Source organism: Janthinobacterium sp. PSPC1-1, from assembly GCF_049897625.1.
Lineage (GTDB): Bacteria > Pseudomonadota > Gammaproteobacteria > Burkholderiales > Burkholderiaceae_D > Janthinobacterium > Janthinobacterium tructae.
Genome location: NZ_JAFCWP010000005.1, coordinates 464,621 through 479,320, shown reverse-complemented (window position 1 = coordinate 479,320; position 14,700 = coordinate 464,621). Strand labels below are relative to the sequence as shown.

14 protein-coding genes are annotated in these 14,700 nt (G+C 60.7%); 10 read left to right on the top strand and 4 right to left on the bottom strand.

Annotated elements, in window-relative coordinates:
- Both ACP7EG_RS18765 and ACP7EG_RS18760 read left to right on the top strand, forming a co-directional pair.
- On the top strand, positions 1-84 hold an 84-nt coding region (locus ACP7EG_RS18765; protein ID WP_426087111.1), incomplete at its 5' end, for an IS3 family transposase.
- Between the two features lie 65 nt (positions 85-149).
- Positions 150-530: a hypothetical protein gene (locus tag ACP7EG_RS18760; RefSeq protein WP_426088823.1), complete on the top strand. Its 381-nt coding sequence runs from the start codon at positions 150-152 to the stop codon at positions 528-530.
- Here ACP7EG_RS18760 and ACP7EG_RS18755 read toward each other — a convergent pair.
- Entirely contained in the window at positions 527-1,132 is a 606-nt protein-coding gene (locus ACP7EG_RS18755; protein WP_426088822.1) for a glutathione S-transferase family protein, read from the bottom strand. The genes ACP7EG_RS18760 and ACP7EG_RS18755 overlap by 4 nt on opposite strands.
- 130 nt (positions 1,133-1,262) lie before the next feature.
- Between ACP7EG_RS18755 and ACP7EG_RS18750 the strand changes: the two genes are divergently transcribed.
- Positions 1,263-2,606: a TAXI family TRAP transporter solute-binding subunit gene (locus ACP7EG_RS18750; RefSeq protein ID WP_099764267.1), complete on the top strand. Its 1,344-nt coding sequence runs from the start codon at positions 1,263-1,265 to the stop codon at positions 2,604-2,606.
- Here the strand turns inward: ACP7EG_RS18750 and ACP7EG_RS18745 are convergent.
- The 3 genes from ACP7EG_RS18745 to ACP7EG_RS18735 all read right to left on the bottom strand — a co-directional run bounded on the left by ACP7EG_RS18745 (position 2,598) and on the right by ACP7EG_RS18735 (position 3,847).
- Positions 2,598-2,882, bottom strand: a complete 285-nt coding sequence (locus tag ACP7EG_RS18745) for an XRE family transcriptional regulator (RefSeq protein ID WP_071079205.1) — start codon at positions 2,880-2,882, stop codon at positions 2,598-2,600. The two genes, ACP7EG_RS18750 and ACP7EG_RS18745, sit on opposite strands and share 9 nt — an antisense overlap.
- Positions 2,879-3,229: a type II toxin-antitoxin system RelE/ParE family toxin gene (locus tag ACP7EG_RS18740; protein ID WP_426088821.1), complete on the bottom strand. Its 351-nt coding sequence runs from the start codon at positions 3,227-3,229 to the stop codon at positions 2,879-2,881. Before ACP7EG_RS18740 ends, ACP7EG_RS18745 begins: the two co-directional genes overlap by 4 nt.
- 156 nt (positions 3,230-3,385) lie before the next feature.
- The gene (locus ACP7EG_RS18735; RefSeq protein ID WP_426088820.1) at positions 3,386-3,847 is read right to left on the bottom strand and encodes a rhodanese-like domain-containing protein; all 462 of its coding nucleotides are present in this window, start codon (positions 3,845-3,847) and stop codon (positions 3,386-3,388) included.
- A gap of 384 nt (positions 3,848-4,231) precedes the next feature.
- Here ACP7EG_RS18735 and glnA point away from each other — a divergent pair, with 384 nt between their 5' ends.
- The 7 genes from glnA (at position 4,232) to ACP7EG_RS18700 (ending at position 14,672) form a co-directional block, all read left to right on the top strand.
- Positions 4,232-5,647 (top strand): type I glutamate--ammonia ligase, encoded by a 1,416-nt coding sequence (glnA, locus tag ACP7EG_RS18730; protein WP_071079202.1) that lies wholly within the window; start codon positions 4,232-4,234, stop codon positions 5,645-5,647.
- A 157-nt stretch (positions 5,648-5,804) separates the two neighbouring features.
- Entirely contained in the window at positions 5,805-6,314 is a 510-nt protein-coding gene (locus ACP7EG_RS18725) for a DUF4124 domain-containing protein (RefSeq protein ID WP_306823174.1), read from the top strand.
- A 5-nt stretch (positions 6,315-6,319) separates the two neighbouring features.
- Complete coding sequence (gene glnL / locus ACP7EG_RS18720; RefSeq protein WP_096234029.1) at positions 6,320-7,408, top strand: nitrogen regulation protein NR(II); 1,089 nt, start codon at positions 6,320-6,322, stop codon at positions 7,406-7,408.
- Between the two features lie 48 nt (positions 7,409-7,456).
- On the top strand, positions 7,457-8,947 hold the full coding sequence (gene ntrC / locus ACP7EG_RS18715; RefSeq protein ID WP_426088819.1) for a nitrogen regulation protein NR(I): 1,491 nt from the start codon (positions 7,457-7,459) through the stop codon (positions 8,945-8,947).
- A gap of 139 nt (positions 8,948-9,086) precedes the next feature.
- The gene (corA, locus tag ACP7EG_RS18710) at positions 9,087-10,052 is read left to right on the top strand and encodes a magnesium/cobalt transporter CorA (RefSeq protein ID WP_071079199.1); all 966 of its coding nucleotides are present in this window, start codon (positions 9,087-9,089) and stop codon (positions 10,050-10,052) included.
- Positions 10,053-10,186: 134 nt separating this feature from the next.
- Entirely contained in the window at positions 10,187-11,569 is a 1,383-nt protein-coding gene (locus tag ACP7EG_RS18705) for an ATP-binding protein (RefSeq protein ID WP_426088818.1), read from the top strand.
- Positions 11,570-11,981: 412 nt separating this feature from the next.
- Positions 11,982-14,672, top strand: a complete 2,691-nt coding sequence (locus ACP7EG_RS18700) for a TonB-dependent receptor (RefSeq protein ID WP_426088817.1) — start codon at positions 11,982-11,984, stop codon at positions 14,670-14,672.
- Positions 14,673-14,700: the final 28 nt, after the last annotated feature.

Below are 14,700 nucleotides of genomic sequence, written 5' to 3'. Positions count from 1 at the left end.
CACTACTATAATCACGACCGCATCAAGCTCAAGCTAAAAGGGCTGAGTCCCGTGCAATACAGAACTCAGCCCTGGGCAACCTAGCAAACTAAACCGTCCAACTATCTGGGGTCAGTTCAACGGGCCGGTTTTTTTTTGAGGGAGTGCAATTGGACAAGACGCAGCAGATTTTTCAGCAATATCACCGCTTTGACGATGGCGCGCTCGTGTCCATCGAGCAGCAGTATCAGCCCGGGGGCGTGCAAGCCGTGCGCATCGTCTTGTATGCAAGAAATCATGCGCTGGATGGCAATGTCTGGCGCCGAGTCGCCATCACGGTGGGCGAAGTGCGGGAAGTGCTGCTCAGGACGCCGGGCAACTTCATCAACCGCATCTGCTGTGGCGTGAAGTTGCTGCGTTTCGGCGACGTCTGGTGCGTCGATGTCGACGGCACCTACACGCACGATGACCCCGCGACACTGGACGAAGTGCGCCGCGATGGCGATTGCTACGTCATCGGCGGCACGGTCGAGGCAATCGAACTCGATTAGCCGGCAAACACGGCGGTTTTATCTTCCAGGCGCGCGTGATACGCGGCAATGGCCGGAGTCTCTGGACGTTGCATCGGCGCCATCAGCCAGCGCTTGACGGACAGGCCCAGCACGATATCCGCCACGGTGAACGCTTCGCCGCAGACGAAGGCACCCGTGCGCTGCAACTGCTGTTCAAGGATGCCCATCATCTTGTTCCATCCGGCAATGCCGGCTGCCAGCTGCGCCGCATCCTGGTGTGCGGGGCTGTGGCGCACCAGCGACATGAAGGCGTAGCGCCAGCTGTTGTTGAGGTCGCCCATTTGCCAGTCCATCCATTTTTCCACTTCCGCGCGGGCGCGGGGTGTGCTTGGCAACAAGTCGTCGCGGCCCGCCTGGGCGCACAGGTAGCGGCATATCGTGTTCGATTCCCACAGCACCAGGTCGCCGTCAACCAGCACGGGCACCATGGCGTTCGGATTCAGGGCCAGGAAGGCGGCGTCGTCGGTACTGCGAAAGCCGCTGCCCCAATCTTCCTGTTCGTACGGCAGGTCGAGTTCCTCGCACGTCCACAGGACTTTGCGGACATTGATCGAGGCGGCTTTTCCAAGAATTTTCAGCATGCGGGGCTCCGTAGGACAGGGATCGATCTGCCACTGTAGCGGATTTGGCCGCGCGGCGCCGGTGAAAGTGCCTTGCATAGTTGCGCTTTTCTTGGCATCGTAGCCACCCATGAAACCTATGCGCCACCACATGTCCAAAATCCTCGCGTTCAGCCGCTTTTCCGTGCGCGATTTCCTCGCCACCGCCGGTCCCACCCTGCTGCTGGTCGGCGCGTTTTGCGCGCTCGCTTATTGGCTGGTCGACCCGGCGCCACCGCGCCAGGTGAGCCTGTCGACGGGACAGGACAATAGCGCGTATGAAGAATTCGGCAAGAAATACGCAGCCACCCTGGCCAGGCACGGCATCAAGGTGACCTTGCAGCCGTCGCTGGGCTCGCAGGAAAACCTGCAGCGCCTCAATAACGGCAAGACCGATATTGCCTTCGTGCAAAGCGGCTCGACGGAGCACGCCGATGCCGAACGGCATGGCCTCATATCCTTGGGCAGCCTGTTTACGGAACCCGTCTGGCTGTTCCTGCGCGAAGACAAGGCGGTGACGGAACTGACGCAATTGAAGGGCATGAAGATCAACCTGGGACCGGAAGGCACGGGCGTGCCCAGCCTGTTCCGGCAGTTGCTGTCCGTCAATGGCGTGGAAGCGAACGAGTTGACCGTCAGCGACTTGCAAAACACACCCGCCACGGTGGAGCTGCTGGAAGGGCGCATCGATGGCCTCGTGTTCAGCTCGGCGCCGGAAGCGCCGCTGATCCAGATGCTGCTGCAAACGCCGGGCATCAAGCTGTTTGATTTTTCGCAAGCGGAGGCGTACACGCGGCGCCTGCCTTTCCTCACGCATGTGGTCTTGCCACGCGGTATCGTCGACCTGGGGCGTAACATTCCCGCGCAGGATTACCACCTGATCGCACCGACCGCCACCCTGGTCGCGCGCGAAGACTTGCATCCGGCCTTGATCGACCTGTTCGTGCAGGCGGCGGCCAGTATTCACGGCGGCACGGGCTGGTTCCAGCAACAGGGGCAGTTCCCGTCCGCGCGCTACACGGAAATTCCCGTCGCGCCCGAAGCGCTGAAGTTCTACAAGGATGGCGCGCCCGTGCTGCAGCGCTACATGAGTTTCTGGCTGGCCAATTTCTTCGACCGCATGTGGGTCCTGGTGGTGGCGCTCGGTGCCTTGATATTGCCGCTGTCGCGCGTGGTGCCGCCGCTGTACGTGTGGCGCATCCGATCGCGCGTGTACCGCTGGTATGGCCAGCTGCGCACGGTGGAGCAGGCGCTGGAAGATGTGCCGCCAGAGCAGCGTGCGCAAGTGTATGCGGCGCAATTGACGCGGCTCGACCAGATCGAGGAAATGGTCAACCAGATCTCGATTCCCCTGTCGTTTGCCGATGGCTTGTATGGCTTGCGCAGCCACATCAATTTCGTGCGCAAGCGCATCTTGACCTTGATGGGCGAGCACCAGCCGGCGGAATCAAACTAAGGTGATCGACAGCTTGCGCCCGACCAGCGCGGCGGCCCGCTCCAGGGTAGAGAGCGTCACGTCGCTGCTGGGATCGAGCAGGCGGTCGAGCTGCGAGCGGCTCGTCTGCAGCAGGGCCGCCATGCGCGTTTTCGACATCGCTTGTTCCTGCATCGCCTGCGTCAGTTGCCAGGCGATCACTTCCTTGATGGCGCGGTTTTGCGTTTGCTCGAAGATGCCTTCTTCCTTGAGGAAGTCGTCGAGACTGCTGCCGAGATGCGGAGCGGTGGTGTTCATGTCAGTTCCTTGTGGCGTTTGCGGGCCAGCGCCAGGTCGTCGTCCGGCGTGGCGCGGGTTTTCTTGATAAAGCCGTGCAGCGCCACCAGGCAATCTCCATGATGGCAGATCAGCACGCGGGCGATGCGGTTGCCGGGCAAGCTGCTGCGAATTTCCGATAGACCTTGCCCCAGATGCCGGCACAGGGGCATGCCCACGGGCCAGCGCCATTGCGCATGCATCAAGTCTTGCCCAATCATATGGCGCTCCTCGATGGGCAGCGACTTGAGCCAGTCGCGCACGGGCTCGCCGCCATTGCCGTTCGCGTAGAACAGCAGGGTAATCTGCCGCAAGCCGGAAGCATCCATGACGCACCTCTACGTTGTACTATATAAGGTACATATTTACAAGGAGAATTTGCGCCGCAGTTAAAAAATCGGGCGCGCATGGATGGTTGTAGCCGATGGCGGGCCGCAAGGTGGCCCGCCAGATCAAACACGGTTCAGAAAGTCAGGCGGCCAGCGTCAGGCGCCCAACCACGGCAGGCCCGCCTTGCACCAGCCGCCGATCTGCTTGCGGTGGCCGTCGGCGTCCTTGTCGCCTTCGAAACCTTCGAGGATGTCGAAGCAGTTCACGTAGCCGTGCTCGGTCGCCAGCTTGGCCGCATGGCGCGACCGCACGCCGGAGCGGCACAGAAACAGCAGCACCTCGTCCTTGCCGGCCTGGGCAGCCAGATGCGCGAGGAAGTCGGGATTCGGTACGCCACCCGGATACGTGGCCCACTGCACCGCGCCATGCTGGGTATCGGCGATATCGACCCGGCCCACCCAGTCGCGCTCGGCATTCGTGCGCACATCGATGAGCTTGACGGCAGCATCGCCCTGCAGCAGCTCGTAGGCTTCCTGCGGCGTGACGGCGCCGGCATACGGCGTACCTTCATTGGCCCGGCTGCGGGCGGTGGTCAGGATGTCGGCGGCGGTAGTCATGGCGTCCTCGATGAAAGTGGATAGGTGTGAACGATTATAGTGCGCCGTCCGCGCCCCGCAAACGGGAAAGCACGGTGCACGGCGCATGCACCACAAGAAGGCATTTTTCAGGAAATCGTGAAAAATGCACGATAATAGTGCGTTATTCGTTTTTTGCACTTGCATAGTGCATTCTTGATGTGGCGCAACCGCGCGTGAAAAGCGCGGGCAGGAAAACTTTCACTGGGATGGCAGTCATTTTGCTGCCGGCGCCAGGGCGCTTCAGGAGCTGGCATGGAATCTGCTATGATCCTTATGAGTTTTGGTGGCACGCAATGTTTGCTTCGCTTCATCAGCCCAGACGCATTAAGGTCGGCTCACCCCACATTCATTTAGGAGATACGCATGGCAATGACAGCCGCAGAAGTCTTGAAGATGGTAGAAGAAAACGAAGTCAAATTCGTTGATTTCCGCTTTGCTGATACCCGTGGTAAAGAGCAGCACGTGACGGTTCCCGTGTCGCACTTCGACATGGACAAATTCGAATCGGGCCACGCCTTTGACGGTTCTTCGATCGCTGGCTGGAAAGGCATCGAAGCGTCCGACATGATCTTGCTGCCGGATCCAAACACGGCTAATATCGACCCGTTCATGGAAGAAACGACCTTGTTCATGCAGTGCGACGTGATCGAACCGTCGGACGGCAAGGGCTATGACCGCGACCCGCGCTCGATCGCGAAACGCGCCGAAGCCTACCTGAAATCGTCGGGCATGGGCGACACCGCCTACTTTGGCCCTGAGCCAGAATTCTTCATCTTCGACAGCGTGCGCTGGAAGATCGACATGTCGGGCTGCTTCGTCAAGATCGGTTCGGACGAAGGTTCGTGGTCGACCGGCAAGGACATCGAAGGCGGCAACAGCGGCCACCGTCCTACCGTCAAGGGCGGCTACTTCCCCGTGCCACCAGTGGACAGCTTCCAGGACATGCGTTCGGAAATGTGCCTGATCCTGGAGTCCTTGGGCATCCCGGTTGAAGTCCATCATCACGAAGTCGCTGGTGCAGGCCAGAATGAAATCGGCACCCGCTTCTCGACCCTGGTCGAGCGCGCCGACTGGACGCAAAACCTGAAATACGTGGTGTGGAACGTGGCGCACAGCTATGGCAAGACCGCCACCTTCATGCCGAAACCTATCGTTGGCGACAACGGTTCGGGCATGCACGTGCATCAATCCGTATGGAAAGATGGCAAAAACCTGTTCGCTGGCGACGGCTATGCCGGCCTGTCCGATTTCGCCCTGTACTACATCGGCGGCATCATCAAGCACGCCAAGGCACTGAACGCGATCACCAACCCGGGCACCAACTCGTACAAGCGTCTGGTACCAGGCTACGAAGCTCCGGTGAAACTGGCGTACTCGGCGAAAAACCGTTCCGCCTCGATCCGCATCCCGCACGTGGCCAATCCAAAAGGCCGCCGCGTGGAAGCGCGCTTCCCGGATCCACTGGCGAACCCGTACCTGTGCTTCGCTGCACTGCTGATGGCTGGCCTGGACGGCGTTGCCAACAAGATCCATCCTGGCGAAGCCGCCTCGAAAGATCTGTACCATCTGCCGCCAGAAGAAGACGCACTGATCCCTACCGTGTGCGCTTCGCTGGAAGAAGCACTGGAAGCCCTGGACAAGGACCGCGAGTTCCTGACCCGTGGCGGCGTGTTCAGCGATTCCATGATCGACGCTTACCTGGAACTGAAAATGCAGGACGTACAGCGCATGCGCATGACCACGCATCCTGCCGAGTTCGACATGTACTACTCGCTGTAATGGCGCCATGCCGGCAACTTGCCGGTAGTGAATAAAAAACGCGGGTGAGGCGATCGGTCTTGCCCGCGTTTTTTTATGCGGCGCGCCAAGGTGGCGCCGGTGCAGTGTTGTATAGTCGGCCCAGGAACGATGCGGCATGTGCCGACAGGAGTGAAGATTGACCAAGCATTACAGAATGGCGCTGATGGCAGGATTGCTGGGCGCGGCGGCACAGGCGCACGGGCAGTTGTATGTGTGCGCCGATGCGCAAGGACACAAGACGTACACGGACAAGCGGGCTGGCGCGCATTGCCAGCTGCTCGATTTACCGGGCGCCATGACGGAGCCGCCACGCAAGACGGCGCCGCTGGCTGGCGCGCCTGCGCGGCCCGCCACGCAGGCGGTGGCCACGGCGGCGCCTGCCGCTGGCGCGTTTCCCAAGGTCGATGGCGCCGAGCAGCGTGCGCGCGACCTGGACCGGCGCCAGATCCTGCAGGACGAATTGCGCAGCGAAGAGCAGAAACTGGCGGCCCAGCGCCTGGAGTTCAACGAGGGCCAGCCTGAACGCCAGGGCAATGAACGCAACTATGCCAAGTATCAGGAAAGAGCGGCGCAGTTGAAAGAGAATATCAACCGGACCCAGCAGAACGTCGAGGCCCTGAAACGCGAGATTGCGAATATTCGGTAAAGCACATGACAATAGACAACCATTCCAGCCGTCCCGCCCACCTGGCCGGCCTTGATTTGCTCGCTTCGGCCGTGATCCTGCTCGATGGCGACGGCCGCATCAGCTATGCCAACGCGGCCGCGGAAAACCTGCTGGAAAGCTCATTGAAGGCCCTGTCGCGGCAAAAGCTGACGGCGCTGTTCCTCAATCCCGAGGAGCTGGCCGGCATCTGCGCGCAAGCGCTTGAACACAAGTTTTCCGACTTGCGCCAGGACCTGAGCCTGGAGCGCCTGGGGCGCGAACCGCTGCGCGTGCACAGCATCGTCAGCGCGCTCGATGCGCCGCGCGACGGCGTGCTGATCGAGCTGCGCGAAAACGTGCAGCAGTTAAAACTCGACCGCGAGGAGCGTATCCTCGACCAGAGCCAGGTCAACAAGGAGCTGATCCGCAACCTGGCGCATGAAATCAAGAACCCGCTGGGCGGCATCCGCGGCGCGGCCCAGCTGCTGGAGCTGGAGTTGCCGGCCCTGCACCTGAGCGAGCTGCGCGAATACACGCAAGTCATCATCAAGGAAGCGGACCGCCTGCAAACCCTGGTCGACCGCCTGCTGGCGCCGCACCGCCGCCCGCACATCGTGGGTGACGTGAATATCCATGAAGTGTGCGAGCGTGTGCGCAGCCTGATCCTGGCCGAATTTCCCAGCGGCCTCACCATTTCGCGCGATTACGATGCGTCGATCCCCGAGTTTCGCGGCGACAAGGAGCAATTGATACAGACCGTGCTCAACATCGCGCACAACGCGGCGCAAGCGCTGGCCGAGCGCATCGAGGCGGGCGATGCAGAGCTGATTTTCAAGACGCGCGTGGCGCGCCAGGTGACCCTGGCCAAGGTCCGCTACAACCTGGCATTAGACTTGCATATCATTGACAATGGACCGGGCATCGCACCCCAGATCCGCGACCGGATTTTCTACCCGCTGGTGTCGGGCAGGGATGGCGGCAGCGGGCTGGGACTGACCTTGGCGCAAACCTTCGTGCAACAGCACCTGGGCGTGATCGAGTGCGAAAGCCGGCCTGGATACACCGATTTCAGGATCGTTCTCCCCTTGCCATAAGCGAGGAAGTATCCCACCCATGAAATCCATTGCGGGACGCACACACTAATGAAGCCAATCTGGATAGTTGACGACGACGAATCAATCCGCTGGGTGCTGGAAAAAGCCCTGGCGCGGGAAAATCTCGCCACCAAGAGTTTTGCCAATGCACGCGACGCCATCGCTGCACTGGAGTTTGACACGCCGCAAGTGCTCGTGTCCGATATCCGCATGCCGGGCGCGTCCGGCCTGGAGCTGTTGCAGACGGTCAAATCGCGCTTTCCCGGCTTGCCTGTCATCATCATCACCGCCTTTTCCGACCTCGATTCGGCCGTCGCGGCCTTCCAGGGCGGCGCCTTCGAATACCTGGCCAAGCCCTTCGATATCGACAAGGCTGTCGAACTGATCCGTCGCGCGCTGGAAGAGAGTCTGCGCGAGACCAGCGTCGAATCGGGCCCGTCGGAAACGCCGGAAATCCTCGGCCAGGCGCCGGCCATGCAGGAAGTCTTCCGCGCCATCGGCCGTTTGTCGCAATCGAATGTGACGGTGCTCATCACGGGTGAATCCGGTTCCGGCAAGGAACTGGTGGCGCGCGCGCTGCACAAGCACAGTCCGCGTGCGGCGCAGCCCTTCATTGCCCTGAACACGGCGGCGATCCCGAAAGATTTGCTGGAATCCGAATTGTTCGGCCATGAACGGGGGGCGTTTACGGGCGCGCAGACGACGCGCCGGGGCCGCTTCGAGCAAGCCGAGAACGGCACCCTGTTCCTCGATGAAATCGGCGACATGCCGTTCGACCTGCAGACGCGGCTGTTGCGCGTGCTGTCCGACGGCCATTTCTATCGCGTCGGTGGGCATCAGCCCATGAAGGCCAACGTGCGCGTCATTACGGCCACGCACCAGAACCTCGAGCAGCGCGTGCGCGACGGCCTGTTCCGCGAAGACTTGTATCACCGCCTGAACGTGATCCGTTTGCGCCTGCCCAGTTTGAGGGAGCGGCGCGAGGATATCCCCATCCTGGTGCGCCACTTCCTGGTGCAAAGCGCGCGCCAGCTGGGGGTGGAAGCCAAGCGCATGAGCGAACCGACGATGCAATTTCTCAGCGGCCTCGATTTGCCCGGCAATGTGCGCCAGCTGGAAAACCTGTGCAACTGGATCACCGTGATGGCGCCGGGCCAGACGGTGGAAATCAAGGACTTGCCGCTGGAATTGACGCAGGGGCAGGGCGATGCCGGCGCTCCCGCAGCGCATGGCGAAGCGACGCCGCCGGCCGTGACTCATCCGCATGGCGGCCAGGTATTTGACGCCGCCGCGCCCGCCACCGGTGCGCCGCCGGGCTGGATCGGCCTGCTGGAATTGCAGGCGGCCGGCATGCTGGGTGCCGGGCAACAGGAAGTCATGGCCGTGCTGGGGCGGCAATTCGAGTCGGCCCTGATCAAGACGGCGCTCAAGCATACGCACGGGCGCAAGAACGACGCCGCCGTGCGCCTGGGCATCGGCCGCAACACCATCACCCGCAAGATCTCTGAACTGGGCATCGACGGCGCCAAGGACGATTGACGCATGGCCGGACGGGGGCTCCCCCGTCCGCTTTTCCCCGCGGCGTCCCTTGCACGCCACAACACCCACAGCAGGCAATAAGGTAAGCTGGCGCCTGCCGGACTGTTTCGTGCGGTCTTAACTTTCATTGTGGAACTGTATGCTGATTAACTGCGTGGCCTACCAAGATGGCAAAAAACTGGCCGACTTGCCGATTGACGATATCAGCGATTACGTCGAGCGCCCCGACTGTTTCGTCTGGGTAGCCCTGCTCGATGCCACGCCGGACGAGCTGAAACAGATGCAGCACGAGTTTTGCCTGCATGAACTGGCCGTCGAGGATGCGCAGCGCGGTCACCAGCGTCCGAAGATCGAGGAATATGGCGATTCCCTGTTTGCCGTGGTGAAAACCGTGGAAATGGTCGAGAACGAACTGGTCATGGGGGAAGTCGACATCTTTGTCGGCGCCAATTACGTGCTCTCGTCACGCAGCAACAGCTCGCAAGGTTTTCTCGGCGTGCGCGCGCGCGCCGAGCGCGAACCACACTTGCTGCGCCAGGGCTCGGCCTTCGTGCTGTACGCGCTGATGGATGCCGTCGTCGACCGTTATTTTCCCGTACTCGACGCGCTGGAATCGGAACTGGAATTGATCGAGGATCGCATCTTCGACCGTGGCACCGAGCGCGACAATATCGAACGGCTGTATCAATTGAAACGCAAAGTCATGGTCTTGCGTCACGTGGTGGCGCCCCTGATGGAAGCGGTGGGCAAGCTGCACGGCGGGAGGGTGCCGCCGCTGTGCCACGATACCCAGGAGTATTTCCGTGATGTGCACGACCACCTGGCGCGCATCAACGGCACGCTCGACACCATCCGCGACACCATCAGCACGGCCATCCAGGTGAACCTGTCGATGGTGGCCATCGACGAGAGCGAAGTGAACAAGCAGTTGGCGGCCTGGGCGGCTATTTTCGCCGTATTTACCGCGTTTGCCGGCGTGTGGGGCATGAACTTCAAGTTCATGCCGGAGCTGGACTGGCAATACGGCTATCCCGTGGCCGTGGGACTGATGAGCTGTGTCTGCGGTTATATGTATTACTTGTTCAAGCGTTCCGGCTGGCTGTAAAAAATTCCTGTGTATCTGTATTATTAAGCAATAGCCAGGGGTACAATCGCGGCAGGTCCGCTCGGGCGGGCCATGGCTGAGGGTTGCCACGCCGGCAGGTTGGCTGGCGCTTCCAATGCTGCGCAGGAGCATTCATGAGTATTCCGTTGTTTGATGTGAATTCGCAAGAACCCCTGTTCGATCCCGAGCAGCGACGCACCCTGGCGGAAGCGGCCCTGCGCTCGATTACGGCCTCGACGGCGCACGCCCGTGGCGACGACTTCCTGCGCATCCTCGTCAAGGACCTGGCCGAAGCGCTCGACGTGCACTATGTAATCGCTGGGCGCCTGGTGCGCATGGACGATGGCAGCGAAGGCATCCGCACCCTGGCCCTGTGGGGCGGCGACGGCTACCAGCCGAATATCGAATACAGCCTGCAGCACACGCCTTGCCAGGACGTAACGTGCCAAAGCATGTGTTTTCATGGCAGCGACATCCAGCGTCGCTTTCCATTCGATACCCTGCTGGTTGACATGCGGGCGGAAAGCTATGTCGGCATGCCGCTGATCGATACCGATGGCAAGACCCTGGGCATCCTGTCGGCCATCGACACGCGTCCCATCGATGAAAACAAGCGCTTGCTGGCCTTGCTGCTGCTGTCGATCTTTTCGGCTCGCGGCGCGGCCGAGCTGCAGCACCAGGAGCGCACGCAGCAGCTGGAAGAGATCGTGCGCGTGCGCACCGAGTCGCTGCTGGCGGCGCAGGCCAACCTGATCGAGCAGGAACAGATGGCGGCCCTCGGTTCGCTGGTGGCGGGGGTATCGCATGAAGTCAACACGCCCATCGGCGTGGCGCTGACGGCGGCGTCGAGCATGGGCAGTTATGCCGACCAGCTGGTGCAGCTGCTGGGCGGCGCCAAGGTCAGCCGCGCCGAACTGGTCGACATTGCCGAAGCCCTCAAAGGCGCGGCCGCCTTGATCGAACGCAACCTGGCGCGCGCCGCCGACCTGATCGGCAATTTCAAGCAGCTGGCCGTGGACCAGGTCAGCGAATACGTGGCCGACCTGGCGCTGCACGACTATGTACACGGCCTGGTGTCGGCGCACAGTCCCGAGCTGCGCAAGGCGGCGCTGGGCGTGGAACTCGATATCGCGCCCGATTGCCAAGTGCGCCTGGCGGCCGGGAAATTGTCGCAAATCCTCTCGAACCTGCTGATGAACAGCGCCCGCCACGGCTATCCGCAGGGCGGGCCGGGGCGCATCACGATACGCGCGCGCATCGAGGCGGACGCGGATGAGGCGGCCTTGCGCTGGCTGCTGCTGGAGTTTTCCGACGATGGCGTCGGCCTGGCGCCGGCCGTGCGCGAGCATATGTTTGAACCGTTCTTCACCACCAAGCGGGGCCAGGGCGGCTCCGGCCTGGGCATGCATATCGTCTACACCATCGTGCAGCAGCTGGGCGGCCAGGTGTGCGCCATCGACTGCACTCCCGGCTGTCATATACAGATCAGGCTGCCGCTGGCCTCCACGCAGGCGTGAAAAAATCTCACTGACATAGTGCAGCGACGCTTATTCCTGGTGCATACCGTACACCATGATTGTGCAAAATAGTATTACTGAATTATAAATTGTTGTTTTCTATTCCCACGCTCAGTACATCGTTGACACCTCCCAATTCCGCGTGTTTTGATGGCTCATTAAGGTTTAGTTTTGCCAATGGCAGCTGGGCCTTTGACCGGTAGTGGCATGGCGGCTATGCATCATTCATTAAATTCGGGAAGCCCTTTGGCGGAAGCCTGAATGCGGTTTTCATAACGATAAGAATGTTAGTGAGCAGATAGCCTCCCTGCACGGAGCGCCGCATCCGCAGTTCAGTGGCGCCGAGTTTACATGATAATAATGCAACATAAAACTATATCAAAGGGAGTTTGCAATGATGATGGAAACAGTTTTGTCTCGTTCTTTGCGTTTGATGTTTTCGGGTAGCGCCGTTTTGGCTGGCCTGACCATGCTGGCCCAGCCAGCCATGGCACAACAGAACGATGCACCCATGCAGCGTGTTGAAGTCACCGGCTCCGCCATTAAGCGGATCGATGGTGAAACCTCGGTGCCGATCACCATTATTAAAATGGATGATCTGAAAAAACAGGGCATTACCACCATCGAGCAAGTAATGTCGAACCTGAGCGCTTCGCAGGCTTCGCAAGGCACCAGCCAGGTCGTCGGCCTGGGTACCGGCGGCGCGTCGTTCGCCAACCTGCGCGGCATCGGCGCCAACAAGACTCTCGTCTTGCTGAACGGGCGCCGCCTGGCCAACAATGCGCTCGACAGCTCGGCGCCCGACTTGAACATGATTCCCTTCGCCGCGCTCGAGCGCGTCGAAGTACTGCGTGACGGCGCGTCGTCGCTGTACGGCAGCGATGCCGTGGGCGGCGTCATCAACTTCATCACGCGCAAGGATTTCCAGGGTGGCGTCGCCAGCATTGGCGCGGATATGCCGGAACAATCGGGTGGTTTCTCCAACAGCGCCAATATCGGTTACGGCTTTGGCGACCTCGACAAGGACGGCTTCAACTTCTTCGCGATGCTCGACCACCAGGCCCAGCGCGCCATTACCGGCACGCAGCGTCCGTATAACACGCGCTTCCCGGGTGGCCTGTCGCCCACCACCAGCCCGGCCAACTACTACCAGGACGGCAAGAGCGGCAATCCCGCCGCGCCTAGTTGCACCAGCGGTACCTTCCTGATACCACTGGGCGTTGGCTGCCAGATGACGACGTCGAGCTTTGTCGACTACGTGCCGAAAAGCGAGCGCACGACCGGCCTGGTCAAGGGCACGCTGAAGCTCAATGCGAACCATGAACTGAGCCTCGAGTATATGGGCAGCGAAAGCAAGGTCTACAGCCATATCGCTCCCGTGCCATACGGTGGCCTGTTTCAGAATCGTACCCGTCTCGACGGTTCGCCCAACCCCTATTTCCCGGGCAATGGCAATTTCGTGCCGAACATTCCGCTCAGCTCGACCTATTGGGAACCGGACTCGCCGCCACCGTCCGGCGTCAATCCCGGCTTTGTCCATGTCAAATGGCGCGATCTGCCGAATGGTTCGCGTTCGGACGAAAACATCAATAAACAGCAGCGCTTGGTAGCCGCCCTGACGGGGAATATCGCCGGCTGGGACTACAACGCCGCACTGACGTATAACGAAAACAAGGTCAAGGTTAACCTGAAGGGTTACAGTGACGGCGGCATCATCACCAAGGGCGTATTGAACGGCATTATCAATCCGTATGGCGACCAGGACGCTGCCGGCATGGCGCTGATCCAGAGTGCCGCACTGGACGGCAACGTACAGAATGCCAAGGGTACGACCAAGGGCGCGGACTTCAATGCCAGCCGCGAATTGAGCGACTGGTTCGGCGCAGGCCGCTCGGCCGCGCTGGCTGTCGGTGGCCAGGCAACCCATGAAAGCTTCCTCAGCACCGCCAATTTCGATTACGCCAGCAAGGTCGTTGCCAGTACCGGTATCGATCCCGAGCTGCATAACGAAGGTTCGCGCAACACCCAGGCGCTGTATGCCGAGTTGAACGTGCCCATCATCAAGTCGCTGGATGTGACGGCCGCCGTCCGTTATGATCGTTATAGTGATTTTGGCAACACCACCAATCCGAAGGTGGCGTTCCGCTTCCAGCCGACCAAGGAAGTCCTGCTGCGCGGTTCCTACTCGACGGGCTTCCGTGCGCCGTCGCTGTATGAAATCAACTCGGCCCAGACGTACACCAATACCAGCCAGCAAGATGACCCTATCAACTGCCCTGGCGGTAAAGCGTTGCCCGGCAAGCCCGAAGCGGCGAACTGCAGCCAGCAATTCCAGGCTTTGGGTGGGGGTAACAAGAAACTCCAGCCTGAAAAATCGAAAAATGCCACGCTGGGCATCGTTTTCGAGCCGCTCAACAACCTGAGCATCGGCGTTGACGTGTGGTGGATCCAGCTGAAACATTCGATCGGCAGCCTGAGCGAAGATGATGTGTTCGGCGACCCGGTGACCTATGCCGCCGTCTACCATCGCACGTCGGCGGGCAACCTGGCGACGGACGGTTCGCAATGTCCGAATCCGGCCACTTGCGGCTATGTTGACCTGCGTACGCAAAATCTGGGCGGCATCAATACCAACGGCGTCGACCTGAGCCTGAACTACCGCATGCGCTCGAACGACTACGGCACCTTTGCCATCGTGTCCAATAGTACCTACATCAACAAGTATGAGTACCAAAATACGGATGGCGGCAACTGGAAGGATAACGTGGGTATTTACTCGGGTATCGGTCCCGTCTTCCGCTGGCAGCATAATGTCACGCTGAACTGGAACAGCGGCATCTTCAGCGGCGGCCTGTCCGGCCATTACAAATCCGGCTATGTCGACCAGGATCCAAGCCACAATGTGTCGTCGTACACGACCTTCGACACCTTCGGCGCGGTCGCTGCCACCAAGAACGTAACCCTGACCGCTGGCGTGCGCAATCTGTTCGACCGCGCACCGCCACTGAGCCTCCAGACCAAGACGTTCCAGGCTGGCTACGATCCACGCTACGCCGATGCCATCGGCCGTACCATCTACGTACGCGGCAGCTACACGTTCTAAGTAGTTGCAGGCTGAAAATTGAAACGCC

Excerpts from the sequence above, each read along its gene's own strand:
- ntrC (WP_426088819.1), top strand. The coding sequence starts at position 7,457 with ATGAAGCCAATCTGGATAGTTGACGACGACGAATCAATCCGCTGGGTG.
- glnA (WP_071079202.1), top strand. The coding sequence starts at position 4,232 with ATGGCAATGACAGCCGCAGAAGTCTTGAAGATGGTAGAAGAAAACGAA.
- ACP7EG_RS18750 (WP_099764267.1), top strand. The coding sequence starts at position 1,263 with ATGTCCAAAATCCTCGCGTTCAGCCGCTTTTCCGTGCGCGATTTCCTC.
- corA (WP_071079199.1), top strand. The coding sequence starts at position 9,087 with ATGCTGATTAACTGCGTGGCCTACCAAGATGGCAAAAAACTGGCCGAC.
- ACP7EG_RS18745 (WP_071079205.1), bottom strand. The coding sequence starts at position 2,882 with ATGAACACCACCGCTCCGCATCTCGGCAGCAGTCTCGACGACTTCCTC.
- ACP7EG_RS18705 (WP_426088818.1), top strand. The coding sequence starts at position 10,187 with ATGAGTATTCCGTTGTTTGATGTGAATTCGCAAGAACCCCTGTTCGAT.
- ACP7EG_RS18755 (WP_426088822.1), bottom strand. The coding sequence starts at position 1,132 with ATGCTGAAAATTCTTGGAAAAGCCGCCTCGATCAATGTCCGCAAAGTC.
- ACP7EG_RS18740 (WP_426088821.1), bottom strand. The coding sequence starts at position 3,229 with ATGGATGCTTCCGGCTTGCGGCAGATTACCCTGCTGTTCTACGCGAAC.
- glnL (WP_096234029.1), top strand. The coding sequence starts at position 6,320 with ATGACAATAGACAACCATTCCAGCCGTCCCGCCCACCTGGCCGGCCTT.
- ACP7EG_RS18735 (WP_426088820.1), bottom strand. The coding sequence starts at position 3,847 with ATGACTACCGCCGCCGACATCCTGACCACCGCCCGCAGCCGGGCCAAT.